The sequence below is a fragment of the Stenotrophomonas sp. 93052_Sma genome (genome assembly GCF_056481145.1).
In genome coordinates, this window is the sequence record NZ_CM151134.1 from 4,062,954 (window position 1) to 4,088,209 (window position 25,256).

Sequence of the window (25,256 nt, forward strand, 5' to 3'; positions counted from 1 at the left end):
CCGGCGCTACCGTTGTCTCCCGCTGGGGTCAGAGCCCTTTCTGCAGGAAAGGGATCCGACCCCGACGATCAGTACTTCCAGGTCAACGCCAGCCGCGCGGTACGGCCCGGGGCCGGCATCACGCCCAGGGCAAGCGGGTCCAGGTAGTAGCGGTCGGTCAGGTTGTCCACGCCGGCTTCCACCGACAGCTGGTCGTTGAAGCTCCAGCTGGCGAACAGGTCCACCAGGGTGGTCGGCCGGTACAGCTGCTGGATCGCCGACAGACCCACGTTCCAGTCCTTGTCCAGCTTGCTGATCGGGCCGGCGTTGTGGACCACGCGGGTGCCGAACGTCAGGCGCTCGTCGAACAGGCGCGAGCCCAGGGTCAGGTTGACCATGTAGCGCGGCGGGTTCTGGGTATTGGTGTACGAGCCCTCGAAGCCGCCGTCCACGCAGTTGGGCGTGTTGGCCAGCTCATCGTTCCTGCGCTGCGCACCATAGGCACGGCGCTCGGCGGCGATGTCCGGCGCGCAGGTCTTGGCCTTGAAGTAGTAGTGCGCGGACAGGTCGGCGAAAACCTTGCCGCTGTCATAGCTGGACTGGAACTCCATGCCCGAGACCTTGAACTGGTCGACGTTGCGGATCAGGCCAGCCGACAGCGTGCGGTAGTCGCGGGTGATCAGGTCATCGATGCGGGTATCGAAGTAGGCCAGCTTCAGTGCCAGGCGGTCGCCGGCAGTGAACAGGTCGTAGCGGATGGTACTGGCGCCGATTTCCCAGCTGCCGCGCGCTCCGGCTTCAGCTCACCCACCGGTTTGGCGGCAGTGAACAGGCCCAGCGTGGTCTCGAACAGGCTCGGCAGCTTGGTGCCTTCGGCGTACTTCACGTAGACCATGGTGTCTTCGCTGAAGCGGTAAGCCACGCTGGCGGTCGGCGAGAACGCGGTGTCACGACGGCGGATCGGTTGCGACCAGGTCCAGCTGACCGGCACCTCCAGGTCCTGCGCCTTGCCGGCGTCGTAGAAGTTCCAGCCACCGATATCGCCCACCGTACCCTTCTTGTACGGTGAAGCCAGCAGCGATTCCTGGGTGAAATTGCCGTTGGCGTCCGGATACCAGTTCAGCAGCGCGATGCGCTTGGCCCGCCACGACGGCAGCGCCGGGTTGCCATTGAGCAGCTCGGTGTAGCGGTACTGGCCCTGCACCTCGTAGGCATCGGGCGTGGCCAGGCGGTTGCGGTCGTGCACATCCACGCGGTTCCAGCGGCCGCCCGCCAGCAGTTCCCAATGCTCATCTGGCTGCCACTTCAGCGAGGCCACGGCACTGTATTCCTTGCGCTCGGCGTTGCGCAGGAAGCGGTTGTTGATCAGGTCATCGTGCATGACCGGCCCCGAGCTGCCCGGTGCGATGTCCTCATCGCTGTAGGACAGGCCGTAGTCGAGGGTGAATGCACCGGCGTGGGTATCGAACTTCGAGGTGTTGCTGGCATCCAGGCCGAAGCGCTTCTGACGCAGCGGATTGCGGTAGGCATCCTTGTAACCGGGGTCGCCACTGAAGCTGGGCGCGTCGTACCACTCGGTGCGGCGATCGAAGTACCAGGGGGTGATGCCGGTCAGGCTGTTGTACATCACGCTGTCGGTGTCGGTGTACGTGGCGTTGACGCGCAGGTCGACCAGCTCGCTGTCCGGGTTGAAGCGATAGCGCAGGGTGTAGCTGTCCATGTCGACGTGGCCCGGGTCCCATTGCGGAATGCGGTCACGATCCACACGGATGATCTGCGAGGCCATGATCTCGCCGGCGGTGCCCTCGTAGCGGCGGTAGCCCGCTTCCAGGGTCTGTGCATCGTCGATGCGCCAGGTGCCCTTGAGCAGCGCCGACTTCGAGCGCGCCGAGGTATTGAAGACCTCGGTACGCGGCGGATTCAGCGGCGCCAGCGTGCGCCGGGTCTGCGGGAAGTCGTCGTAGCCGTGCTTGCCGGAGAAGTAGTTTCCATTGTCGCGGTAGGCATAGGCGGCGACCAGATCGAAACGATCCCAATGACCGGCCGCGGCGACGTTGAAGAACTGGCTGCCGGTGGCGCTGCGATCGTTGCGCGGCGCGGCGCTGTAGGACGGCATGTTGTTGGCGCTGTTGTTGGCCAGGCCGCCACGCACGCGCACGCCGAAATCACGGCCTTCGCGCAGCACGTCGCCGATCTTCAGCGTTTCCATCTCGACCACGCCGCCGATACCACCGGAGGCGTTGGCCTGCAGGCTCGGGCCTTTGGTGATGGTCAGGCTGGAGATCAGGTCCGGGTCGAGGTAGGTGCGCTGTGACTGGCCGGCATAGCCGCGATAGGTATCCATGCTGGACTGGCCACCATCGATGATCACCGGCACGCGGCCCTGGCCCTGGATGCCACGGATGTTGACGTCGAAGCCGTTGCCCACGCGCGGATCACCGGCGGTGACGCCGGCCACGCCCTTGACGATGTCGCCGTTGGAGGTACCGCGGAAACGCTCCAGGTGCGTGCGGTTGAGCGTGGTGGTGGAGCCAACGCTGCGATAGCCGTCGAGCAGGCGCGCCTCGTCGCTGGTTGCGCCGCTGTCGATACGGTCGCCGGCCACGCTCAGCGTATCGGTGACGATCACACCGCTGTCGGCCTGCGCCGACGCTGCCGCTTCCAGGGTCACCGCATCGGCACTGACCCGGCGCACCGCCAGGCCACTGCCCTGCAGCAGGTGCTGCAAAGCCTCGCTGGCCGACAGGCTGCCGCTGACCGCGCGAGGTCACACCCCGGGCCAGGGTGGCCGGGTACACGACCTGCACGCCGGACTGGCGCATGTAGCTGCGCAGCGCCTCGTCCAGTGGCTGCGCGGGGATATCGAAGCGCTGCACGGCAGCGTGGTCACCGCTGGCATCCTGCGCGAGTACGGAGGGCGCGGCGCTGGCCAGGCCGGCCGCCAGCAGGGCGATGCACAGGCGGGACGGGCGCGGCATGCGGCCCGGACGATGGAAATCGAACATGGGGGAACCTGTCAGGTAATCGGTGCCGCGGGCGCGGCGACATCCGCAACACGGGCGGACACGGCGACGTACTGGCGGCGGCGGGTACGTTCGCGGAGTAAGACGGATGAAAGCGCGGCAACCCCAAGAGCGATTTGCGGCCGCGACAGGTGCCGACCGTGGGTCGGCTGGTTGCCGCGGTGGGTGCCAACCGTTGGTCGGCTGCTTGCAGTGGTGGGTGCCGACCGTTGGTCGGCACAGGGACGGTCATCCACGCATGGCGTGGATCTACTGCACGATGGCGACGCCGAATGGAAGACGAGTAACCCGAAGACCTGCTGTTGCCGCCAACGCATCCAGCGCCTGCTCCGGGCGATCGATGCGCAATGCTGCACTGACGGCCGGCAGCTGCGACAGATCGCCACGCACGAAGGTCGGGCCAGCGCGATAGCGCCCGACCCATTGCACGGCCTCGGCGACGCTGGCCTGCTCCAGCAGCAGTTCACCCTGCCGCCACGCGCCGACACTGTCGGCCGCCACATCTCCCAGACGCGTCACGCCACTGCGCTCGCCATAGACCGCACGCTGTCCCACCTGCAGGTAGGTCCAGCCACCGTCGGCCGGGCTGGCCACGCGCACCCTGCCCTGTCCGACCTGGGTTTCCACCTGATCGTTGTCGCGTGCGACGGAGAACGCGGTCGAGATGTCCTCGACCACGCCATTGCCCGCGCGCACGCTGAAACGCCGCTGGGCGTCCGGGCTGACCTCGAACCAGGCGCGCCCGCGCAGCAGCTCGATCCGGCGTGCATCGGCATCAAACCGCACGGCGATCGCGCTGTCCGCATCCAGCACGGCTCGACTGCCATCGGGCAGTTGCACGTTCTGCACGACATGCGTACTGCGATGGTCGGCCTGCAGCCGCAACCAGGCCTCCGGCCATGCCACCAGCATCGCCAGCGCAGCTGCAGCGGCCATTGCCCAGCGCAGCCGCCGCGGGCGCCGGCGCTCGGCCGGCCGGGCCTGCGGGCGTGGTCCGACGCTGCGCCACAGCGCGCTCGTGCTCGAAGGCCCGACGGTGCCCCGGCTGTGCCAACCAGCGTTCGAACTCATGCATGCGCCCCTCGCCGATGTCACCCGAGGCCAGCCACGCGATCCAGCCCCGGGCCTGTTCGGCCAGGGCATCGTCATTGGCGGCGGGCAGCGTGTTCGGCGGGCTCATCGGCTGGCGGACAGGCGCATTCAAGCGCGGGCGGAGGAACTAGACCGCATCCGCGGTCCAGTGATCAAGACGTTTCAGCGAGGGCCAACCCCAAGGCGGGGCGATCATCGGCCGCTGCGCGCCCAGGCCAGGCGTTGCAGCGCCGTGCGCACATGGTTCTCGACGGTAGTCACCGACACACCCAGACGGCGTGCGATCTCGGCCTGGGTCAGCCCCTGCAGGCGGTTGAGCCGGAAGATGGTGCGGGTCGGCTCCGGCAGGTGCCCCGCCGCGTCAAGCACCCGCTGCAGCTCGTCCTGTGCCATCGCCTGCTCTTCGGTCGAGATCACCTCGTCCGGCCCCCACAGGTAGTGGTCGGCCAGCAGACGGTTGCGCCGGGTCGATTCGCGGCCATGGTCGGTGGCCAAGTTGGCGGCCAGCCGGTACAGATAGGCGCGCGGGTTGTCGATGGCCTGGCTGTCGTCGACGCCACGTGCCTTGAACCACACCGCCTGGATCACGTCTTCGGCGCCGTTGTCGCCCCCCAGGATGCGTTGCACCCGGCGCAGCAGCGCGGGCCGCTCGCGGATCAGCAGTTCGGTGAGGGAGGCGGCATTGGAGGACATGCGCGGAACCGGGACGACAGACGGAAGGCGCCGCGCATGCTACTCCGTTAATGAGAATCAGTCACGTTCGCATCAATGGATGCACCCGGTCAGCCCGTCATAGACGCTCTGCGAGGTCCCCGGCAGCGGGTCATGCAGTGGATCGCGGGCGGCGAGCGCGGCATGGAAGGCTTCCACCGGGGTTCCCGCACCCAGCGGCAGGCGGCACAGCCAGGTCGGCTGCCGTGCCCTGATCGCGCCATCGTTGCGGGACACCTCCAGATCGCTGGCGGCGAATGCCCACAGGCATTCATGCACGGTTCCCCGCACCGCATCCACCGAACAGCGCAGGCGCAGGGCGCGGATATCGCTGTATTCGCCCTCGCAGAAGGTGTCGCCACAGATGGCATCGAAGCCATGCTGCAAACGGCCTTCCAGGGCAAAGAAGCGGTCCCAGTTGGCCTCCTGGTGCGGGTAGTCGATCAGGTCGACATAAGGGGACGCCTGTGCCAAAGGCGCAACCAGCAGCATGCAGGTCAGGCCAAACGGCAGGGCAGACACGTTCATGGGCAGACTCCTTGGGAAGGTTGGTCCAGCCTGCGCTCCCATGCCGGCCGCCCCCATCAGCCAATCCCGGCCTGCCGGGTAGGCCCCCGCCCCACAGCGCCGTCGGCCCCTCCCTCTGCACAGCGCCCGGCAAAGGCATAAAATGGGGGGCTATCCGTCTACATCCCCCACCTGGAGCACGACCATGGGTCTGGAACTCGTCTCGCCCGGCAAGAACCCGCCGGAAGAAATCAACGTCATCATCGAGATCCCGAAGGACTCGGAGCCGGTGAAGTACGAAGTGGACAAGGAAACCGGCGCGATCTTCGTCGACCGCATCCTGTCCACCCCGATGCGCTACCCGTGCAACTACGGCTACGTGCCGAGCACCCTGTGTGGCGATGGCGATCCGGCCGACGTGCTGGTGGTGCTGCCGCTGCCGCTGGTGCCGGGCTCGGTCGTGCGCTGCCGTCCGGTCGGCGTGCTGAAGATGAGCGATGAGGCGGGCAGCGACGAGAAGATCCTGGCCGTGCCGGTCTCGAAGATCTTCAGCGGCTATGCGCACGTCGAAGACATCGCCCAGGTCTCGAGCCACTGGCTGGAGCGCATCGGCCACTTCTTCGAGCACTACAAGGACCTGGAGAAGGGCAAGTGGGTCAAGCTGGACGGTTGGGGCGGCGCCGCTGAGGCCAAGCAGATCCTGATCGAGGCGCACCAGCGCCATCTCGACAGCAAGGCCTGAGCCTGAACCGGATCGCTCCGGCGGCACCCCGCTGGAGCGATGCGGGTCACGTTTCATGACGACGGCACATCACACGTGCCGCCGTATTAGGTAAATTGCGTCACTTCACACGTCGTCGACATCCATCGTCGAGACAGTCAGGGGAATGTGTCGTGCGTATTCTGCTTGTTGGGGATGCAGCCAGCCTGCCGGCCGAGCTGACCGAATTCATTGCCGATCTTGGGGAAGACTGGCAGCCGCTGACCGCCACCGATGGCCAGACCGCGATGACCGCGGTGGCCACGCAGGGCGTGGATGCGGTGATCGTCTGCCCGCAGCTGCCGGATCTCAATGCCACTACGCTGCTGGGCCAGATCCGGACCTTGCGCCCGGAAACCATCCGCATCGCGCTGATCGATGCCCAGCACGGCAACCGGCCGCCGCCGGCACGCCTGATCGGTGTCGCTCACCGTTTCCTGCCGTTGCCACTGGCACCGGAAGTGCTGCTGGAAGCGCTGACCAGCCTGGAAGAGCTGCGCGAAGTACTGGACAGCCCACGCCTGCGCGATGCCATCGGCCGTATCGAGAAGCTGCCCTCGCCGCCGCACCTGTACCTGAGCCTGACCCAGGCGCTGGAGCATGACGACGACGCCGACAGCGCCGACGTCGCCAAGCTGGTGGCGGCCGACCCGGCCATTGCCGCGAAGGTGCTGCAGCTGTCGAACTCGGCGTTCTTCAGCCAGGGACGCACCATCGCTGACCTGCGCACGGCCGTGACCCGCCTGGGCCTGTCGACGCTGCGCGACCTGGTGCTGGCCAGCGAGGTGTTTTCCGCACCCACGTTGTCCACCGCCGAACGCAATTCGCTGCAGCAGCGCGCCCTACTCGCCTCGCGCCTGGCCGCGCGCCTGCTGCCCGAATCCAGTGCCGAACTGGGCGCGACCGCCGCCCTGCTGGCCGACATCGGCCTGCTGCTGCCCGGCGTACGCAACGAGCGCAGCGAACCGTCGCTGGCCGGTGACACCCGCCCCGGCCATGCAGAGGCCGGCGCCTACCTGCTGGGCCTGTGGGGCCTGCCGATGCCGATCATCGAAGCGGTTGCCTTCCACCTGCAGCCGCAGCGCGCCAATACGCGCAGCTTCTGGGTGACCGGTGCGGTGCATGTGGCGCTGGCGCTGGTCAACGGCGATCCGGTGGATGAGGACTACCTGCAGCGCGCAGGTGTGCTCAACAAGCTGCCGCAGTGGCGCGAGCATGCCAATGCGTTGATGGGACTGGTGCCGAGCGAGGCTTGAGCGACCGCTCCGCAAAGGTGCAATCCGCCCGAAGGAGTCTGATCCAGTTGGGGCCGGCCATCGACACCCTCCAACGGCTCAGCGACGTCCGATGTCATGCGTCGGATGTGCTTCATCTGTCTTGAATGCTCGGACGATGGATGGGCAGAGTACTGTTACCGCAATGCAATGCTTGATGGGCCACCCAACGAAAAAGGGAGGGCCCAAGGTGGGCCTCCCCTCTCTGGATCAACAACGGCCCACTTGATCGTCATTCATCCATTCACTGCTGGAAACGCAGAATTCCGCTCAACGCGGACGGCACACGATCCATTCCCTGCTCTTGCGATCACACACGCCACCATCCACCGGAAGACCCGGATAGCCTGGAAGGTTCACTGCAGGGCGTGCGACGGGCGGATTGAATGCGGGATTGTCCAGGTCGAGCACGCTGGTCAATTTCGCGATCAGCGCATCGATGAAGGACGGATCTTCCTGGGCAGATGGCGCAGCCATCGCCGTTGCCGAAAGGCTCAACACACTGCTGAACACCACTGAACGAACGAATCTGACAGTCTTCACAGCAAATCTCCTTATCTGATGTGGGCGTCCCGATCTTAGGCCCGCCTGCAGCAGACGCACACGGCAGGCACGGATCACTCCGTTCCACCGCTGCTGGAGATCGATCCTTGATGGCAGTAAAAGCAAAGAGGGCGGACCTTGCGGTCCGCCCTCCCTGTATTGCTATCGCACTTCGAACGATCAGAAGCGCTGGGTGTACTTCATGTACAGGAAGCGACCGACGTCGAAGCCACCGTAGTAGGCGAAGCTCGAGTTCGGCGCCGAGTACTGCAGCGCACCGCGGTGATCGAACACGTTGTTCGCACCCAGGGCGATGGTGGCATCCCACGGAGCCTTCCAGCTGACCTGCACGTCGTGGAAGGTGTTGGAGCCGGTGTGGCGCAGCGGATCCGGCTCACCATTGGCGTAGTGGTTCGGGGCGTCGCACCATGCGTCGTCGATGCAGCTTTCCTTCATGCCCGAGTAGTAACGAGCAGTCCAGTTGACACCGAAGTCACCCAGCTCCCAGTTCACGCCCAGGTTCGAACGGACGCGGAACAGGCCCGGCTCACCAACGCGACCGATGGTGATGTTCTCACCCTTCTTGTTCTGGCCGGCTTCGTCGTACTTGGCCAGGTAGCTGGTCTGCCAGTCGATGCTGAACTTGCCGATCGACAGTTCCGGCAGGCGGTACTTGACACCCAGGTCGTAGCCTTCGGTCTCCATCGAGCCGAGGTTGGCCAGGCCGTAGGTCAGCGCCTCGATATGGCCATCGGCTGCACGGGTGACGCCTTCGCAGCGAGCTGCGTTGCCCAGCACGTAGCAGTCACGCAGGATGCGATCAACGCTGTCAGCGATGATCATGTTCTTCAGCTCGTAGCGGTACCAGTCGAGCGAGATGTCCAGGCCCTGCACCCAACGCGGGCTCCAGACCAGGCCAACCGTCTTGCTCTTGGAGGTTTCCGGCTTCAGAGCCGAATTCGAACCGCTGACGAACTGGTCCGGGGTCGCGCACGGGAAGGTGCTGCAAGGCGCGAAGCCCTGGCCGACCTGCACGTAGTTGGCCGGCACGCCAGCCCCGGCGCAGGCAGCATTGCCAGCGACGTTGCCCGGCGAGGTCGAACCGCACGGATCGGTGTAACGCTCGAAGCTCGAGTTGGTGCCGCCGTACAGATCGTCGACGGTCGGCGCGCGGAAGCCTTCTGCGTAGGTACCGCGGACCAGCAGCTCTTCGATCGGGCGCCACACCAGGCCGAACTTCGAGTTGATCGTGTCACCGAAGTTGCTGTAGTCGGAGTAGCGGCTGGCGACGTTGAAGGTCAGTTCCTTGGCAAACGGCAGGTCCGACAGGATCGGCACGTTCAGTTCCAGGTAGAACTCATCCAGCGAGTAGTTGCCCGAGGTGGTGGTCGACGCCAGGCCGGTCGACTGGCCCGACTGACGGAAGGCGTCCGGCACGAAGCGGCCTTCTTCCTTGCGGTGCTCGTAGCCCATGGCCACGCCCAGGTCACCGGCCGGCAGCTCGAACAGCGAACCGGACAGGTTGGCGGTGTAGCTGGTGGTCTTGGTCACACCGGTGTCGGTGTAGGTCGGGAACAGGAAGTTCTGCAGATCACGGTCGGCAAGCGAGCCCTGGCCGTTGACGCCATACGGCAGCAGCGGGTTCCACGGACGGCACTGGCTCAGCGGGATCGGGTTGGCGTCGGTACCGCACTGGGCAACACCCTGGCCGTTGATGAACGACTTGCCAAGTGCCTGCTCGGATGCGATCAGGCTCATGTCGCCGTAGCCGGTCTTGGTCAGCTCGTTGCGGTTCCACAGCGCGCCGACGTCCCAATCCCAGGTCTTGCCAGCGAATTCGAAGAAGCCGCTCAGGCTCGGCGCGAAGCGCAGGGTCTTGAGGTCGCTCTTGGTGGTACGCGGCACTTCCCACAGGCGGCGACGGAACTCGACGTCCTGACCGATCGGGTTGAACGCGCTGTCCTTCGACAGCGGGGTACCGAACGACAGCGACTGGTACGGGTAACCCGCGATCTGCTGGTCAGTGGTGCGCTGGTTGTACAGCACGTCAGCATTGAAGGTGATCGAGTCGGCCAGATCGTAGCTGCCGTTGACGTACACGGACTTACGCTCGATGCCTGTCTGCACCATCATCTGCTGGTTGGCATTGGAGTACTCGGCCGGGGTCAGCAGGTGGTAGTCGGCCGCATTCTTCGGGTCACCGCCCGGATTCAGGGTCATCCACTCCGGCTGCGGCTGGCCTGCAGCGCGCGGCTTGCAGTCGCCCCACACGCGCGGGTCGCACCAGGTGCTGTTCTGGCTCAGCGGGCTCCAATCACCGGAGGTGGTGTTCGGGCCCAGGCCGCCGTCGCGGCTGAACCAGCGATCCTTCGCCCACACCGGATCCTGCTTGGAGTATTCGGCCGACAGGGTCACGCCGCCACGCTCGCCTTCGGAGCCGAGGGTGAACGAGTAGGTGTTGGTGTCGCCGTCGCCGCGGCCGTACTGGCCGACGTAGACGCTGGCTTCAGCACCGTCGAAGCGCTTGCGGGTGATCACATTGACCACGCCGGCGATGGCGTCCGAACCGTAGATGGCGGAGGCGCCATCCTTCAGCACTTCGATGCGCTCGACGGCGGCCATCGGAATCTGGCTCAGATCCTGGTAGCCGGCAGTGGTCGCGCCCAGGCGCTTGCCGTTCATCAGCACCAGGGTGCGCTGCGCGCCCAGGTTGCGCAGGTCGACGTAGTAGCCGCCAACGTTTTCGCCGGAGGACAGCGAGTCCGCACGGGAAATGGCCGGCGAACCTGCCGAGGTCAGGTTCTGCAGGACATCGGCGACGGTGGTGTAGCCCTGCTTTTCCAGGTTCTCACGGCTCAGGGTGAGGACCGGCTGCTGGGTCTCCATCGAGGCGCCGCGGATGCGCGAGCCCGTGATTTCGATGCGATCCAGGGTGGTCGCATCCTTTGCTTCCTGTGCAGAAGCAAAGGCGGGCGTCAGCGCCAACGCAATGCCAGCCGGCAGAAGGCCCAGCCGCACTGCGGGAATACGAACGTTCATCTATCTCTCCAAGGTACGTGTTAGCAGCGTGTTAAAACACCCCAGCACGTTACGATTGCGTTGCAGCGCTGTATTTGCGCGAACCAACCGGAGACTTTGCAGATTGTGGCGGCAGCAAGCCGCCGTTCTCCCTGAAGCGCGACGCGGACTGGCCGTAGCGGGCGCGGAACGCACGCGCGAAGCTGCAGCAGTTGTCGAAGCCACTGGCTGCAGCAACTTCGCCGACCATCATGTCGGTGTCACGCAGCAGGTCGGCAGCGCGCTCAAGGCGCAGCCGCGCCGAAAGCGACTGCGGGCTTTCCTCGTACAGGCTCTGGAAGGTCTTGGAGAGATACCAGCTGGAGAAGTTGGTCAGCTCGGCCAGTTCACCGATGCGCACCACGCGGTGGCTGTTGCCTTCCAGGTACAGGCGGGCGCGCTGCATGCGGCCGAACACCTGGCGCTTGCGGCTGCGCGAGCGCCCCGGGCAACGCTGCACATTGTCGGCCAGCCCACGCTGCAGGCCCGCCAGGTGCAGCAGCAGCGGGCGCAGTGCCTGTGCCGGCTGGCCACTGGCCAGCGCATCGCGCCACAGGCGCAGCGCAACGCGGGCATCGCCACGGTTCATGCGGCCACGCCCGGCATACAGACCGCAATCGGCCATCTCGGCCAGCACGCGCAGCGCTTCGACCGTCAGGTTCAGGCCAACGCACAAGCCGTTGCGACCGGCCTGCACCAGCGGCCGCGACTCCTTCTCGAAGGCGATCCACTCGCCCTGGCGCAAGCGGAAGCGTCCTTCCTTGGCTTCCACCCAGGAGCTGCCGCGCACCTGCATCCACACAGTGAAGCTGCTGCCTGCGGTCTGCAGGCTGCCGAGCCGGGCCACGCCCAGGCAGGTCGGCGCAGCATCGTCGAGCGACCGGTCCAGAGAGACGGTTTGGCCGCGATCGGCCAGCGAGAGTTGACGCATGGGGGCACCACGGATTTGCCTAGTACAGGCCTCCGTTTTGCCAAATCAGGCGGCACCACGTCAGGAAAGTCAGACGAGATCGCCACGAATTCGCGGCGAGGTCGCCACGAAGAAATTACGAAGGCCCATTTCCGTTGAACAACAACAACTTGGAGAACGCCGGAAGCAGCGTCGGCGAGCGCTCGGGCAAACGCATCACACCGATGTCGGCACCGTCGCTGACAGCCATTGCCACGAACAGGGTGCGCCCATCGGCGCCGGCACTCAGCCCGTTGCCGGCACTGAGGCGTTCCGCGTCCAGGCAGCGTTCCGGTTCCTCGCGCCCGGCCTGGATCAGCACCAGTGTCGTACCGCAGCGGGTGGACGTACCGAGATAGCCGATCGCACTGTTGCCGGCCACGGTCCAGGCCCGGTACCGCCACCGGCTGGGCTGGTCATCGCTGATCTGCTGCACGCTGCCTGACGCCAGCGCCGCATCCACCGACCACAGGCCGCCTGCCGCCAGGCGGGTGAACAGCACACGCCCGCTGCTGCGATCGAACCGCGCCTGAGACACGCCCTCGATGCTGGCAAGGCGGCGCCAAGGCTGCACGCTTCGATCAAACAGGCTCAGCCGGGTCTGTTGCTGGTCATCGCGCTCGACTACCAGCAGCTGGTCCGGGTTTGCGCCGTACAGTGCCTGCAGCGGCTGCTCCGACGGTACCGGCAACGGCTGGACGCGTTCGTCACGTGGGGCGATCTCATAGACCACCGTGCGTCCGTGTTCGTCGCGCCCCACCACCAGCAACCGCCGGCTGTCGGCCGACCAGTCCGGTGCCTGACGTGCCTCCGGCCGCAATCCTTCGATAGGCCGCAGCGAATCGGGGCGCTCCATGTCCGCCCACCACAGCGCGAAGCTGCCTGAACGATCGGACGTGAACACCAGTTGGCGTCCATCCGGCGCCGCCATCGGCTGCCCATCCCGGCCGCTGGACGCAAACAGGCGCTGCGGGGGTGAGCCGCCCTCCATCGGCACCTTGAAGATGCCGAACTGCGCGCGGCGGTGAACGAAGGCCAGCATGCCCGCGCGGCGCGCCGTCGCAGGCCATTGTGCGTCGTCGAGCCCGGCGTCGCGCAGCGTGCGGCTCTCGACGTCCAGGTAATACAGGCGCACCTCACTGTCGACACGGCGTCCAAACACGATTGTCCGGCCATCACGCAACCAGGCCCAGCCACGCAGTTCAGCGGCCTCGTTGGTCAGCTGCTTGGGCGTGCCACCTGCGGCCGGCATGCGCCACAGGTCGCCCAGCTGCGGATTGCGCACGAATACCAGCCACTTGCCATCAGGCGAGTAGCGCGGCGCATAGTCGAAGTCATCCTCGGCGACACCGTAGTCCAGCGCCTCCCATTGGCCACTGGCCAGATCAAGCTTGCGGATGCCGCGATGGGCATAGCGCCCCACCATGCTGCCGAACACCAGACCACGGCCGTCCGGCGTCCAGTCGAAACTGAGCAGCTCGGTGCCATCGCACCGTGTGGCCTGGCGCAGGGCACCACCGGTCGCGCTGGCGATCAGCACCTGGCAACCGCCGTTGTTGCTGAACCGCGCGAAGGCGATCTCGCGTCCATCCGGCGACCAGCTCGGGAAGCGATCGACCGAGCCGGCCGGCGGAGCCAGCAGCTGCCGCGCAGGCGCGTTGCCGGAGGTCTGCACCTTGATCGCGCCACCGCCCTGCCCGTCTTCGTTGGCGCCCTCATAGGCCACCAATGAACCATCGGGTGAAAGCGTGGGATAGGTTTCAAAGCCGCTGGTCGCGGTGATCAACCGATAGGGACGCTGCGGGCTGCCGATCACGCGCGTGCCGTTCTCCACGGCCGCGTCCACAGCTGAACTGCTGGCCGGTGCCCGCCGCAGCAGCAGCGCGGTCAGCACCACCACCGTGGCCAGCATCAGCACGCCCAGCACCAGCAGTACGCGCCGGCGGACGTGGCGCCAGCGGCGGCGCGATGCCTGCACGTGTGGCGGCATCATCTCGGCGATGGCCATCGCCGGTTGCATGTCCACGATTTCGTCATCGGCTCCCGCGGGCGGCGCCGGCTCGACATCGTCCAGTACCTGCACCGGCACCAGCAGGCGATAGCCGGTCTTGGCGATGGTCTCGATATAGGCCTGGCCGTTGTCGTCGTCGTTGCTGAACGCCTTGCGCAGCTGGGTGACGGCCTGGGTAAGCACATCATTGGTCGGCAGCGTGTCCGGCCAGACTTCCGCGAACAGTTCATCGCGGGTGACAACACGCCCCGGCTGGCGCAGCAGCACACGCAGCACGCCCAGCGCCTTCGGCGTCAGCCGACGCGGGCGACGCGCACCCACGACCTCGACTTCGCGCGAGGACAGAGTGACAGTGCACTCTCCTATCCGGATCCGATCGAATCCGGGGGGCTGGTTTTCACTGCTGTTCATTTTCCGCTACACAGTAGAGACAGGTCCGGGGCAGCGTTTGCCTTCGATACCCTCCCGTCCTGGGAACAGCAAAAAGCCAGACTCCGCACAAAGCATCGGCGCATACCGCAAAAACAATGAAGCGGGCGAATACTAGCCTATGCGGGTTACCTCGCCTATCGCGTGGTCGACATCCAGGCTCTCTCTCGCCGACGCATTCACATAATCTGCAGCACCATTCGCGCCCTGCGGGGCGCGAAATTTTTATCTGGCGTTCATTTTCACATGCGCCGCAGCATGGTCAATCCAACCAGTCGCGAAACCACCAAAGCTACGTACATCACGCCTGAAAACTGCTCCAGCATGACCAAGGCGCGCCTGCGGATGCAGTGGCACAACGTCGCTCAAGCCAACACCCGAAAGCAAACTGAAGCTCAGATAAAGAAGCTCCATCCAGGTGCGCTGCGCGCCACCACCGGTGCCCTGGAAACTGCCCGGATACCATTGCTGGCACACGGCGAAAGCAAACGCGAAGGCCCACGCCAGCAACGTGAATGTCGCACCTGCTGCGAACAGTTCATCGCGGGTGACTTTATGGTCCTGGAGCATGTAGGCGATGAGCGCACCGGCCGTATAGAAGTACAGCAGGCTTTCCAGCAGCTGCGCGGTGGTCAGCAGCGCACTGCGATCCAGCAGTGCGCCGGCCAGCGAGAACACCACCGAAGGAATGGCCAGCAGCAGTGCCAGCCAGGTGCCCAGCGGACTGCGCTGGACCACCCACAGCGCCAGGCCGAGTACCGCCATGCCGAACATGCCCAGTGCCGCACGGCCGCCGGCGGTGTCATCAAGTGCGGGATACAGCAGCACCGCGATCAACTGGGCACCCAGCAGCCAGGCCGAAGGATGGCGGCGGGCAATGGCCAGCCAGCGGGTGGTGATGGCAACGGGCATGGCGTCCTTCCCCAGGGTGATGGGCGGAGGATAGCCGGGAGCGACGTGATGAGCGGTAGTGCCGGCCACTGGCCGGCACTCTCCCGGTCCCACGCACGACGGAATGCCGGCCAGCGGCCGGCACTACCCGTTACACGTCAGCCCTGGTGATAGACCTCGGCGCCGGCCGCGCGAAACTCCTTCGACTTCTCCTTCATGCCGGCCTCGGCGTAGTCGCGCACGTCCTGGGTGATCTTCATCGAACAGAAGTGCGGGCCGCACATCGAGCAGAAATGCGCCAGCTTGTGCGCATCCTTCGGCAGGGTCTCATCATGGAATTCCTTGGCCTTCTCCGGGTCCAGCCCGAGATGGAACTGGTCTTCCCAGCGGAACTCGAAGCGTGCCTTGCTCAGCGCGTTGTCGCGCACCTGCGCGCCGGGGTGTCCCTTGGCCAGGTCGGCCGCATGCGCGGCGATGCGGTAGGCCATGATGCCGTCGCGTACGTCCTGGCGGTTGGGCAGGCCGAGGTGTTCCTTCGGTGTCACGTAGCAGAGCATGGCCGTACCAAACCAGCCGATCATTGCCGCACCGATCGCGCTGGTGATGTGGTCGTAGCCCGGTGCGATGTCGGTGGTCAGGGGGCCCAGCGTATAGAACGGCGCTTCGCCACACTCGCGCAGCTGCTTGTCCATGTTCTCCTTGATCAGCTGCATCGGCACGTGGCCGGGGCCTTCGATCATGGTCTGCACGTCATGCTTCCAGGCGATCTTCGTCAGTTCGCCAAGCGTCTCCAGCTCACCGAACTGCGCCGCGTCGTTGGCATCTGCGATGCAGCCCGGGCGCAGGCCGTCACCCAGCGAGAAGGTCACGTCATAGGCCTTCATGATCTCGCAGATCTCTTCGAAATGCGTGTAGAGGAAATTCTCCTTGTGGTGCGCCAGGCACCACTTGGCCATGATCGAGCCACCACGGCTGACGATGCCGGTGACCCGCTTGGCGGTGAGCGGCACATAGCGCAGCAGCACGCCGGCGTGGATGGTGAAGTAGTCCACGCCCTGCTCGGCCTGCTCGATCAGTGTGTCGCGGAAGATCTCCCAGGTGAGTGCTTCGGCGCGGCCATCGACCTTCTCAAGCGCCTGGTAGATCGGCACGGTACCGATCGCCACCGGCGAGTTGCGGATGATCCACTCGCGGGTCTCATGGATGTGCTTGCCGGTGGACAGGTCCATCACCGTGTCACCGCCCCAGCGGATCGCCCACACCAGCTTCTCCACCTCCTCGGCAATGCCCGAGGACACGGCGCTGTTGCCGATGTTGGCGTTGATCTTGGTCAGGAAATTGCGGCCGATGATCATCGGCTCGCTTTCCGGATGGTTGATGTTGTTGGGCAGCACCGCACGGCCGCGGGCGATTTCGTCGCGCACGAACTCCGGGGTGATGATCTTCTGGATCGACGCGCCGAACGCCTCGCCCGGGTGCTGCTGCAGCAGGCCGGCATCGCGGATCGCGTCCAGCCGCTGGTTCTCGCGGATGGCGACGAATTCCATTTCCGGCGTGATGATGCCGCGGCGCGCGTAGTGCATCTGGGTGACGTTGGCACCTGCACGCGCACGGCGTGGCAGGCTGCGCGCGGGGAAGCGCACCGCATCGAGCTTCGGGTCATGCTCGCGATCGCGACCGAACGAAGAACTCAGTCCTTCCAGCCGCTCGGTATCACCGCGTTCTTCCACCCAGCCGCGACGCAGTGCCGGCAAACCAGCGGACAGATCGATGCGCACCTCCGGATCGGTGTACGGGCCCGACGTGTCGTAAACGGTCACCGGTGCATTCTCTTCGCCGCCGAACAAGGTCGGCGTGCGGGTCAGCGCGATCTCGCGCATCGGCACCTGCAGATCCGGGCGTGAACCGGGCACGTGGATCTTGCGCGAGCCGGGAATGGGCCGGGTCACGGATTCGGAGAGTTGCTGGGCCTGTTGCTGCAGGGCGGAGAGCTGTGCGTTCATCGGGCATCGTCCAGGAAGGTCAGGGACGAAGCGGCGGCGCACTGCTGCCGCGCCCGGACGGTCCTTGGGCGGAGTCCGGGCATGGATGCACTGCAAAGCTTCCCTACGCCGGTATGAGCCGGATCAGGTTCCAAGGGACTGTCTCAACCGTGGCCACATGGCCGCGGTACCCCCGCTTCTTGATGTGCATTAGAGCATAGAACGCACTGCAGCTCCTGGCTGTTCCATCCACGCACGGCGTGGATCCGCTGTTTCTGTATTAACAGAACCGTGACATCGCATTCAGTAACGTGCACGCGCATCGTGCCGCTGCGGCCGGTGTTTCCCCGCCGCCTCCGCGGCCCCTGCCCGGTCTGTGCTGCATGTCGCCGGCCCCTCGCAGCAAGCTCTGCTCGCTCCCCTCAATCCCTTGATCGGAGAAGCTCCTTCATGGTGTTTCGCGTTTCCATCGCACTGGTTCTGCTTCTGGTGCTGCTTGCCGGTGTTGCACCCGGCCCCTTCAATACCGTGGTGCAGTCGGTACTGGCCGATGTCATCCGCAGTGTCGGCTGGCTCTATCTTCTGGTCGTGTTCCTGGCGCTGACGTTCCTGATGTACCTGGCATTCGGTCGCTTCGGCAACCTGCGCATCGGCGGTGAAGATGCCGAGCCGGAGTTCTCGCGCGCCAGCTGGATGTCGATGCTGTTCGCCGCCGGCATGGGCATCGGCCTGGTGTTCTGGGGCGCCGCCGAGCCGATTTCCCACTTCACCAAGCCTCCGGAAGGCCTCGCACCGCAGAGCATGGACGCGGCGCGGGCTTCAATGCGCTATGCATTCTTCCATTGGGGTCTGCATCCATGGGCGATCTACGCGCTGATCGGCCTGGCGATGGCCTGGTTCCAGTTCAACCGCAATGGCCGTGGACTGGTCAGTGACATGCTGCAACCGATCATCGGCCGGCACCATCGCGGCTGGATCGGACGCGTGGTCAACATCGCCGCGGTTGTTGCCACTGCCATTGGCGTGGCCACCACGCTGGGGTTCGGTACCATCCAGATCGCTGCCGGCATGGAACGCGTGTTCGGCCTGCACGCGGGTGTGCCACTGCAGCTGACCATCATCGCCATCGCGTTCGTGCTGTACATGGCGTCCACCGCCAGCGGAGTCGAGCGCGGGGTGAAGTGGCTGTCCAACTTCAATCTTGCGCTGGCCGCGCTTCTTGCGGCCACCGTACTGGTGCTGGGTCCGACCGGATTCATCTTCGATACGTTCACCACCACACTGGGGTCGTACCTCAACCAGCTGGTGACGATGAGCCTGCGCATGTCGCCGTTCTCGGGCAGCACATGGGTAGCGGACTGGACCATCTTCTACTGGGCGTGGTGGATTTCCTGGGCCCCGTTCGTCGGCTCGTTCATCGCGCGCATCTCGCGTGGGCGCAGCGTCCGCGAGTTCGTCATCGGCGTGGTGCTGGCACCGACGGTGCTGGGCTTCTTCTGGTTCGCGGTGTTTGGTGGTACTGCACTGTGGGCGCAGATCTTCGGCCACGCCGACCTGGTGCAGGCGCTGGGCAACGGCTATGAAACGGTGCTGTTCACCCTGTTTGACAGCATGCCGCTGCCCTTGCTGCTTTCCTGCATCGCACTGGTGCTGCTGATGATCTTCTTCGTGACATCAGCCGATTCGGCGGTGCTGGTGCTGGCCAGCATGTCCACTGACGAGGCAGGCGATCCTCCGTTGAAGCGCAAGCTGGCCTGGGGCATCGCGGTGGCATTGATCGCAGCCGCATTGCTGCTCGCCGGTGGCCTGGATGCGCTGCAGGGCATGATCACGATTGCGGCATTGCCATTCGCGCTGCTGATGGTGCTGGTGATGGTGTCGCTGTACCGGGTACTGGACCAGGAGTACACCCGCGAGCGGCGGCAGGCGCAGCGCCAGCGGCACATGATCGACGCATGGATCGCGCGCGAGATGGCGGCGCAGGAAGAGACCCAGGCGGAGGCTGCGCGCGCACGATCAGGATTGAGTGGGTTTTGCAGCCTGCGGCTGCACCGCTTTTTCAAGCAACGGCAACTGCAACAGCAACCTCACAAGCGGCTCTGGGTTGCTGCTGGTTTGGCGGAGAGGGGGCAGATGGCGGGACACGCCGCAAGTACGTCCCTGTAGGCTCGGCCACGGCATCCATGCCGTGGACGGTCCCGCCATCTGCCCCCTCTCCGCCTCCGACAGTTTCCCGGTGACGGTGGGTTTTCCACGCCATGCGTGGATGAGGTGTATCGGAAAACAAGAAGGGGTCGGATCCGTTTTCCCCCGGAAAACGGATCCGACCCCAACCCAAAGCGCGCAGCTGTTGCTGTTGCCTTTGCTTTTGATCTTCTTCTTTCTCTTCCTGCGGTGGCAGCCACAGGAAACTGTCCGTGGCCGGGCGGGTGGGTTGGCTGGGGGCGTGAGCCGCATGGATGCGGCGACCGAGCTTACATGGACGTACTTGCAGCGGCCCCCAGACAATCCACACGCCCGGCCAAACCCAGCTTTACGGAATCCACCGCAGAGGGGGCTGCGCCCGGTGGCCGGGAAACCTCAATACCCCGCCGCCTGCCCATCCTTGCGGCTCTCCGAAGCACCGTAGTAAACCCCGGTCTCGGGATCACGCATGATCGCCTGATACCCGCCATACGGACCATCGGCGAACACGATGCGATGCCCCTTGCGCATCAACGCACGCACCGTTTCATACGGGAAGCCGGTTTCCAGATTCACTTCACCACCGTCGGTCATCGCCGTGGCCTGACCTGTCGGTTCAGTCGAGCCTTCGTGCTGGATGCGCGGCGCATCACCGGCTTCCTGCAGGTTCATGCCGAAATCCACCAGGTTCATCACGATCTGCGCGTGGCCCTGCGGCTGCATCGCGCCACCCATCACGCCGAAGCTGGCATACGGCTTGCCGCCCTTGGTGATGAACGCCGGGATGATGGTCTGGAAGGGACGCTTGCCCGGCGCGTAGCCGTTGGGATGGTTCTTCTGCAGCACGAACATCTCGCCACGGTCCTGCAGAATGAAACCCAGACCGGGCGGTGCCATGCCGCTGCCCATGCCACGGTAGTTGGACTGGATCAGCGAAACCATCATGCCGTCGGCGTCGGCCACGGTCATGTAGATCGTGTCGCCCTCCTCCAGCTGCTTCGGCGTGCCCGGTTGCGCTTCCTTCAGCGCCTTGTCCATCGAGATCAGTGCGCGGCGCTGTGCGGCGTACTCCTTGGAGATCAGCTTCTGCACCGGCGCCGGCTGGAACGCCATGTCGGCATAGAAGCGCGCACGGTCGGCGAAGGCCAGCTTCTTCGCTTCAACGAACAGGTGCACATGCTCCGGTGAACCGAACCGGATCTTCGAGAAGTCGTAGCCTTCCAGCACGTTGAGGATCTGCAGCGCGGCGATGCCCTGGCTGTTCGGCGGCAGCTCCCACACGTCGTAGCCACGGTAGTTGCTGCTGACCGGTTCGACCCACTCACCGTGGTGGTCGGCCATGTCCTGGTAGCTCAGGAAGCCGCCGTTGGCCTTGAAGTAGTCGCCGATGGTGCGGGCGATATCGCCCTTGTAGAAGGCATCACGACCGCCGTCGGCAATCTGCTGCAGGGTGTTGGCCAGATTCGGGTTCTTCCACATCTCGCCCTTGCGCGGGGCATGGCCGTTGATCGTGAACTGTTCCTTGAAGCCCGGGTACTGCGACAGCTTGGGCACCGAGCGGTCCCAGTAATAGGCGATCACCTCGGCCACCGGGTGACCCTCGCGGGCGTAACGGATGGCCGGTGCCAGGTTGTCCGCCATCGGCTTGCGGCCGAAGCGGTCGTGCAGTGCGAACCAGCCGTCGACAGCGCCCGGTACCGACACCGGCATTGGACCGGTGGCCGGGATGTCCTTCAGGCCACGGCGCTGGAACTCGGCCAGGGTGAGCGACTTCGGCGAGCGGCCCGAGCCGTTGTAGCCGTAGAGCTTCTGCGTCTTCGGGTCCCACACGATGGCGAACAGGTCGCCGCCGATGCCGTTGCCGGTGGGCTCCATCAGGCCGAGCGCGGCGTTGGCGGCAATCGCCGCGTCCACCGCCGAGCCACCGCCCTTCATCACGTCCAGCGCGATCTGGGTGGCCAGCGGCTGTGAAGTGGCAGCCATCGCATGCGGGGCGATCACCTCCGAACGCGTGGCAAAGGTGTGGCCGGTGATGCGGTCGGCGGCAAAGGACAGCGCGGGCACGGCAGCCAGCACGGCGGCGGCGAGCAGGGAACGGGCAAGGCGTCGGGACACGGTCGGGTTCCGATGGAAGGGTGGTCCCCGATCTTCGCCGCTGCGGCCTTCACGCGGTATCGGGCAGAGGTCATGGACGTTGATCATGGAGTGGGTGCGGAAGCTCCGCACCCGCCAAGGCGAAAATCCGCCGGATTCCGCGCAAAAGCCGGCCTGAAAGGAGTGAATTGGGGTTCACCGAAACACTTTCAGCGGCAACCATCCTTGTGCCGCAAGCGATTGCGCTGGATGCACCGGAAACCGATGGAAAATCCGTTGCGAGGGTTGACAGCGCCGAAACGGCTGTGTTTCTCTCGATCACATGTTGCATCACAACACGCCACCGCGAACCCACATCGAAGCCGCCGACATCGGCGCCGCCTCGCTGCGTTCGATTCTTGTGCTCGTACTTATTACCCAACCAACAGGTGCGGGACGAGCCAGCGTGTAAGCAACAAACACACCGGAACTCTTCAAAAACCCGCACCCGCCCCGGTGCGGGTTTTTTCATTTCAGAACCTGGTTTCAGACGCAACCACCATGCACAACGCCGATCGCACAACCCGGACCTGCACCACCGCGACGCCTCGTGGTGGCTGTGCCTGTGCAACGCGCGGCGCCTCCTCCACCGCTTTCCCCTGACCGGCCGGCACGTCACCTCGACGACCGGCCGTTCTTTTTTCTTCCCACCGCAAGGAACCTCCCCCATGAGCACCAACGACCTGCCCCAGACCAAGATCGCCGTCATCGGCTACGGCAGCCAGGGCCGCGCCCACGCGCTGAACCTGCGTGAATCCGGCTTCGATGTGGTGGTAGGCCTGCGTCCGGGCGGCCCGACCGAAGCCAAGGCGCAGGCCGATGGCTTCACCGTGATCGCGCCCGCTGAAGCGGTGAAAGACGCCGACCTGGTCGCCGTGCTGACCCCGGACATGGTGCAGAAGAAGCTCTACAACGACGTGCTGGCGCCGAACATGAAGCAGGGCGCCTGCCTGCTGTTCGCGCATGGCCTGAACGTGCACTACGGCATGATCGAGCCGCGCGCCGACCTGGATGTGGTGCTGGTTGCGCCGAAGGGCCCGGGTGCGCTGGTGCGTCGTGAGTACGAGATCGGGCGCGGCGTACCGTGCATCTGGGCGGTCTACCAGGATGTCAGCGGCAAGGCTGCGCAGCACGCGCAGGCCTATGCGGCCGGCCTCGGCGGCGCTCGCGCCAACCTGATCCAGACCACCTTCAAGGAAGAGACCGAGACCGATCTGTTCGGCGAGCAGGCGGTGCTGTGCGGCGGTGCCTCGGCACTGGTGCAGGCCGGTTTCGAAACCCTGGTCGAAGCCGGTTACCAGCCGGAGATCGCCTATTACGAAGTGCTGCACGAACTGAAGCTGATCGTGGACCTGTTCTACGAAGGCGGCATCTCGCGCATGTTGGAGTTCATCTCCGAGACCGCGCAGTACGGCGACTACGTCAGCGGCCCGCGGGTGATCGACGCCGGCACCAAGGCGCGCATGAAGGAAGTGCTGAAGGACATCCAGGACGGCACCTTCACCAAGAACTGGGTGGCCGAGTACGAAGCGGGCCTGCCGAACTACAACAGGTTCAAGCAGGCCGACCTGGAGCACCCGATCGAAAAGGTAGGCAAGGAACTGCGCGCCAAGATGGTCTGGTTGCAAGGACAGGCCGCGTAACCGCGCGGCCCTCCCCCACCCGCTTTGCAAGGTTCCCCCATGAACTCTTCGACACATCGCAGCGCGCCGCCCAACGGCGCGCTGGCTGACCCAGGCGCTGGAGGCCGAAGGCGTCCGTACGCTGTTCGGCTATCCCGGTGGCACCATCATGCCGTTCTACGACGCGCTGGTGGATTCGTCGCTGAAGCACATCCTGGTACGCCATGAGCAGGGCGCGGCGCTGGCCGCCAATGGTTTCGCCCGCGCCAGCAACCAGGTGGGTGTCTGCGTGGCCACCTCTGGCCCGGGCGCCTCCAACCTGGTCACCGGCATTGCCGATGCGATGCTGGATTCGGTACCGATGGTCTGCATCACCGGTCAGGTCGGCACGCCGCTGCTGGGCACCGACGCCTTCCAGGAACTGGATGTGTTCGGTCTGACGATGCCGATCGTCAAGCACAGCTGGCTGGTGCGCAGCGTCGATGACCTGCCGCGCGTGGTCGCCGATGCATTCCGGATCGCCCGCGAAGGCCGGCCCGGCCCGGTGCTGATCGATCTGCCCAAGGACGTGCAGCTGGCCGATGCCGGTCATCTGCCAGCGCACGTGCCGAGCAGCGTCGAGCCGCCACCTGCGCCGGCCGAAGCGGCCATCGCCGAGGCCATCGCCGCACTGGCAGCCGCCGAAAAGCCGGTGGTCTACGCCGGTGGTGGCATCGCGCTGGGCGACGCGGTGCAGGACCTGCGCGACTTCGTCGAGGCCAGTGCCATCCCCACGGTGATGACCCTGCGTGGGCTGGGCGCACTGCCGGCCAACCACCCGCAGTCGCTGGGCATGCTGGGCATGCACGGTACCCGCGCGGCCAACATGGCGGTGCAGGAAAGCGACCTGCTGCTGGTGCTGGGTGCGCGCTTCGATGACCGTGCCACCGGCAAGCTGGCCGAGTTCGCACCGTTCGCCCGCGTCGTCCACATCGACGCCGACGCCTACGAGATCTCCAAGCTGCGCAGCGCCGACGTCGCCGTGCCCGGCAATGTCGGCCACGCCATCCGCGCCCTGCGTGCGGCCTTCCCCTCCCCCAAGGCCCACCAGGACGCCTGGCGCAAGCGCTGTGCACAGCATCGTGATCGTTTCGCTGCGCGTTACGACGCCCCCGGCCAGCATATCTACGCCCCGGCGCTGCTGAAGCGCCTGAGCGAGCTGGCACCGGCCGATGCAGTGATCGCCTGCGATGTCGGCCAGCACCAGATGTGGGTCGCCCAGCACTGCCGTTTCAACCACCCGCGCAATCATCTGACCAGTGGCGCGCTGGGCACCATGGGCTTCGGCCTGCCGGCCGCGATGGGTGCGCAGTTCGCATGCCCCGAGCGCACCGTGGTGCTGGTCTCCGGCGACGGCAGCTTCATGATGAACGTGCAGGAGCTGGCCACCATCGCGCGTTGCCGCCTGCCGGTGAAGATCGTGCTGCTGGACAACAGTTCGCTGGGCATGGTGCGGCAGTGGCAGGAGCTGTTCTTCGCCGAGCGTTACAGCGAGATCGACCTGTCCGACAACCCGGACTTCGTGGCACTGGCGCAGGTGTTCGGCATCGCCGCCACCCGCATCGACAACCGCGACGACGTGGAGGGCGGCCTGGCCGCACTGCTGGCCGAACCAGGCCCGGCGCTGCTGCACGTGGCCATCGATGCACGCGCCAACGTGTGGCCGCTGGTGCCGCCGAACACTGCCAACAGCACGATGCTGGAAAGCAATCCCGCCCACGCCCGCCAGGAGACCCCCAATGCAATACCGGCTTGACCTGGTGCTGCACCCGGCCGAAGGCGCGCTGCTGCGCGTGATCGGCATGGCCGAACGCCGTGGCTTCGCGCCGCGTGCGATCAGTGGTGCGCCGGTGGCCGCCGACGATGGCCGCTGGCACCTGCAGCTGGTGGTGGATGGCCAGCGTCCGGCGGAAACGCTGTGCCGGCAGATCGAGAAGATCTACGACTGCGTGTCCGTGCAGGTCACCGCCGTGGAAGGAGCATCCGTATGAACACCCGTACCGTAGCGACCACGGTGCCGGTACGGAGGCGTCTTCTTCGCCGCCCGTGCCCGCATGCGGCGGTCTTCTG

13 protein-coding genes, 4 pseudogenes and 1 riboswitch are annotated in these 25,256 nt (G+C 65.6%); of the genes and pseudogenes, 6 read left to right on the forward strand and 11 right to left on the reverse strand.

Annotated features, from left to right (window positions below; all coding sequences use genetic code 11):
• Window positions 1-68 precede the first annotated feature (68 nt).
• The 4 genes and pseudogenes from ACZK2V_RS19045 to ACZK2V_RS19060 form a co-directional block, all read right to left on the reverse strand.
• Window positions 69-2,984 (reverse strand): annotated as a pseudogene (locus tag ACZK2V_RS19045) (TonB-dependent receptor).
• 267 nt (window positions 2,985-3,251) lie between these two features.
• Window positions 3,252-4,182 (reverse strand): annotated as a pseudogene (locus ACZK2V_RS19050) (FecR family protein).
• A gap of 104 nt (window positions 4,183-4,286) precedes the next feature.
• A complete protein-coding gene (locus ACZK2V_RS19055) occupies window positions 4,287-4,787 on the reverse strand; it encodes an RNA polymerase sigma factor (RefSeq protein WP_014038389.1) in 501 nt (166 codons plus the stop codon).
• A 72-nt stretch (window positions 4,788-4,859) separates the two neighbouring features.
• Complete coding sequence (locus tag ACZK2V_RS19060) at window positions 4,860-5,333, reverse strand: hypothetical protein (RefSeq protein WP_049421737.1); 474 nt, start codon at window positions 5,331-5,333, stop codon at window positions 4,860-4,862.
• A gap of 184 nt (window positions 5,334-5,517) precedes the next feature.
• Here ACZK2V_RS19060 and ppa point away from each other — a divergent pair, with 184 nt between their 5' ends.
• On the forward strand, window positions 5,518-6,054 hold the full coding sequence (ppa, locus tag ACZK2V_RS19065) for an inorganic diphosphatase (protein WP_005410935.1): 537 nt from the start codon (window positions 5,518-5,520) through the stop codon (window positions 6,052-6,054).
• 152 nt (window positions 6,055-6,206) lie between these two features.
• Window positions 6,207-7,328 (forward strand): HDOD domain-containing protein, encoded by a 1,122-nt coding sequence (locus tag ACZK2V_RS19070; protein WP_049421739.1) that lies wholly within the window; start codon window positions 6,207-6,209, stop codon window positions 7,326-7,328.
• 288 nt (window positions 7,329-7,616) lie between these two features.
• On the opposite strand, the gene ACZK2V_RS19075 is transcribed toward ACZK2V_RS19070, so the two are convergent.
• The 6 genes and pseudogenes from ACZK2V_RS19075 to thiC form a co-directional block, all read right to left on the reverse strand.
• On the reverse strand, window positions 7,617-7,889 hold the full coding sequence (locus tag ACZK2V_RS19075) for a hypothetical protein (RefSeq protein WP_486322677.1): 273 nt from the start codon (window positions 7,887-7,889) through the stop codon (window positions 7,617-7,619).
• Window positions 7,890-8,069: 180 nt separating this feature from the next.
• Window positions 8,070-10,928 (reverse strand): TonB-dependent receptor, encoded by a 2,859-nt coding sequence (locus ACZK2V_RS19080; RefSeq protein WP_486322678.1) that lies wholly within the window; start codon window positions 10,926-10,928, stop codon window positions 8,070-8,072.
• 49 nt (window positions 10,929-10,977) lie between these two features.
• Window positions 10,978-11,877: a helix-turn-helix transcriptional regulator gene (locus ACZK2V_RS19085; protein WP_032128400.1), complete on the reverse strand. Its 900-nt coding sequence runs from the start codon at window positions 11,875-11,877 to the stop codon at window positions 10,978-10,980.
• Between the two features lie 115 nt (window positions 11,878-11,992).
• The gene (locus ACZK2V_RS19090) at window positions 11,993-14,317 is read right to left on the reverse strand and encodes a winged helix-turn-helix domain-containing protein (RefSeq protein ID WP_486322679.1); all 2,325 of its coding nucleotides are present in this window, start codon (window positions 14,315-14,317) and stop codon (window positions 11,993-11,995) included.
• A 260-nt stretch (window positions 14,318-14,577) separates the two neighbouring features.
• Window positions 14,578-15,247, reverse strand: a pseudogene (locus ACZK2V_RS19095) (ion channel).
• 137 nt (window positions 15,248-15,384) lie between these two features.
• Window positions 15,385-17,229: a phosphomethylpyrimidine synthase ThiC gene (gene thiC / locus ACZK2V_RS19100; protein WP_049421745.1), complete on the reverse strand. Its 1,845-nt coding sequence runs from the start codon at window positions 17,227-17,229 to the stop codon at window positions 15,385-15,387.
• A gap of 82 nt (window positions 17,230-17,311) precedes the next feature.
• Window positions 17,312-17,413, reverse strand: a riboswitch (TPP riboswitch).
• Window positions 17,414-17,658: 245 nt separating this feature from the next.
• Here thiC and ACZK2V_RS19105 point away from each other — a divergent pair.
• Entirely contained in the window at window positions 17,659-19,374 is a 1,716-nt protein-coding gene (locus tag ACZK2V_RS19105; protein ID WP_486322680.1) for a BCCT family transporter, read from the forward strand.
• Between the two features lie 414 nt (window positions 19,375-19,788).
• Here the strand turns inward: ACZK2V_RS19105 and ggt are convergent, their stop codons facing one another.
• Window positions 19,789-21,507: a gamma-glutamyltransferase gene (ggt, locus tag ACZK2V_RS19110; protein ID WP_486322681.1), complete on the reverse strand. Its 1,719-nt coding sequence runs from the start codon at window positions 21,505-21,507 to the stop codon at window positions 19,789-19,791.
• A 686-nt stretch (window positions 21,508-22,193) separates the two neighbouring features.
• On the opposite strand from ggt, the gene ilvC reads away from it, so the two are divergent.
• The 3 genes and pseudogenes from ilvC (at window position 22,194) to ACZK2V_RS19125 (ending at window position 25,177) form a co-directional block, all read left to right on the forward strand.
• Window positions 22,194-23,168: a ketol-acid reductoisomerase gene (ilvC, locus tag ACZK2V_RS19115; protein WP_032130453.1), complete on the forward strand. Its 975-nt coding sequence runs from the start codon at window positions 22,194-22,196 to the stop codon at window positions 23,166-23,168.
• 39 nt (window positions 23,169-23,207) lie between these two features.
• Window positions 23,208-24,942, forward strand: a pseudogene (gene ilvG / locus ACZK2V_RS19120) (acetolactate synthase 2 catalytic subunit).
• Entirely contained in the window at window positions 24,926-25,177 is a 252-nt protein-coding gene (locus ACZK2V_RS19125) for an ACT domain-containing protein (RefSeq protein WP_014038403.1), read from the forward strand. Before ilvG ends, ACZK2V_RS19125 begins: the two are co-directional and overlap by 17 nt.
• Window positions 25,178-25,256 lie beyond the last annotated feature (79 nt).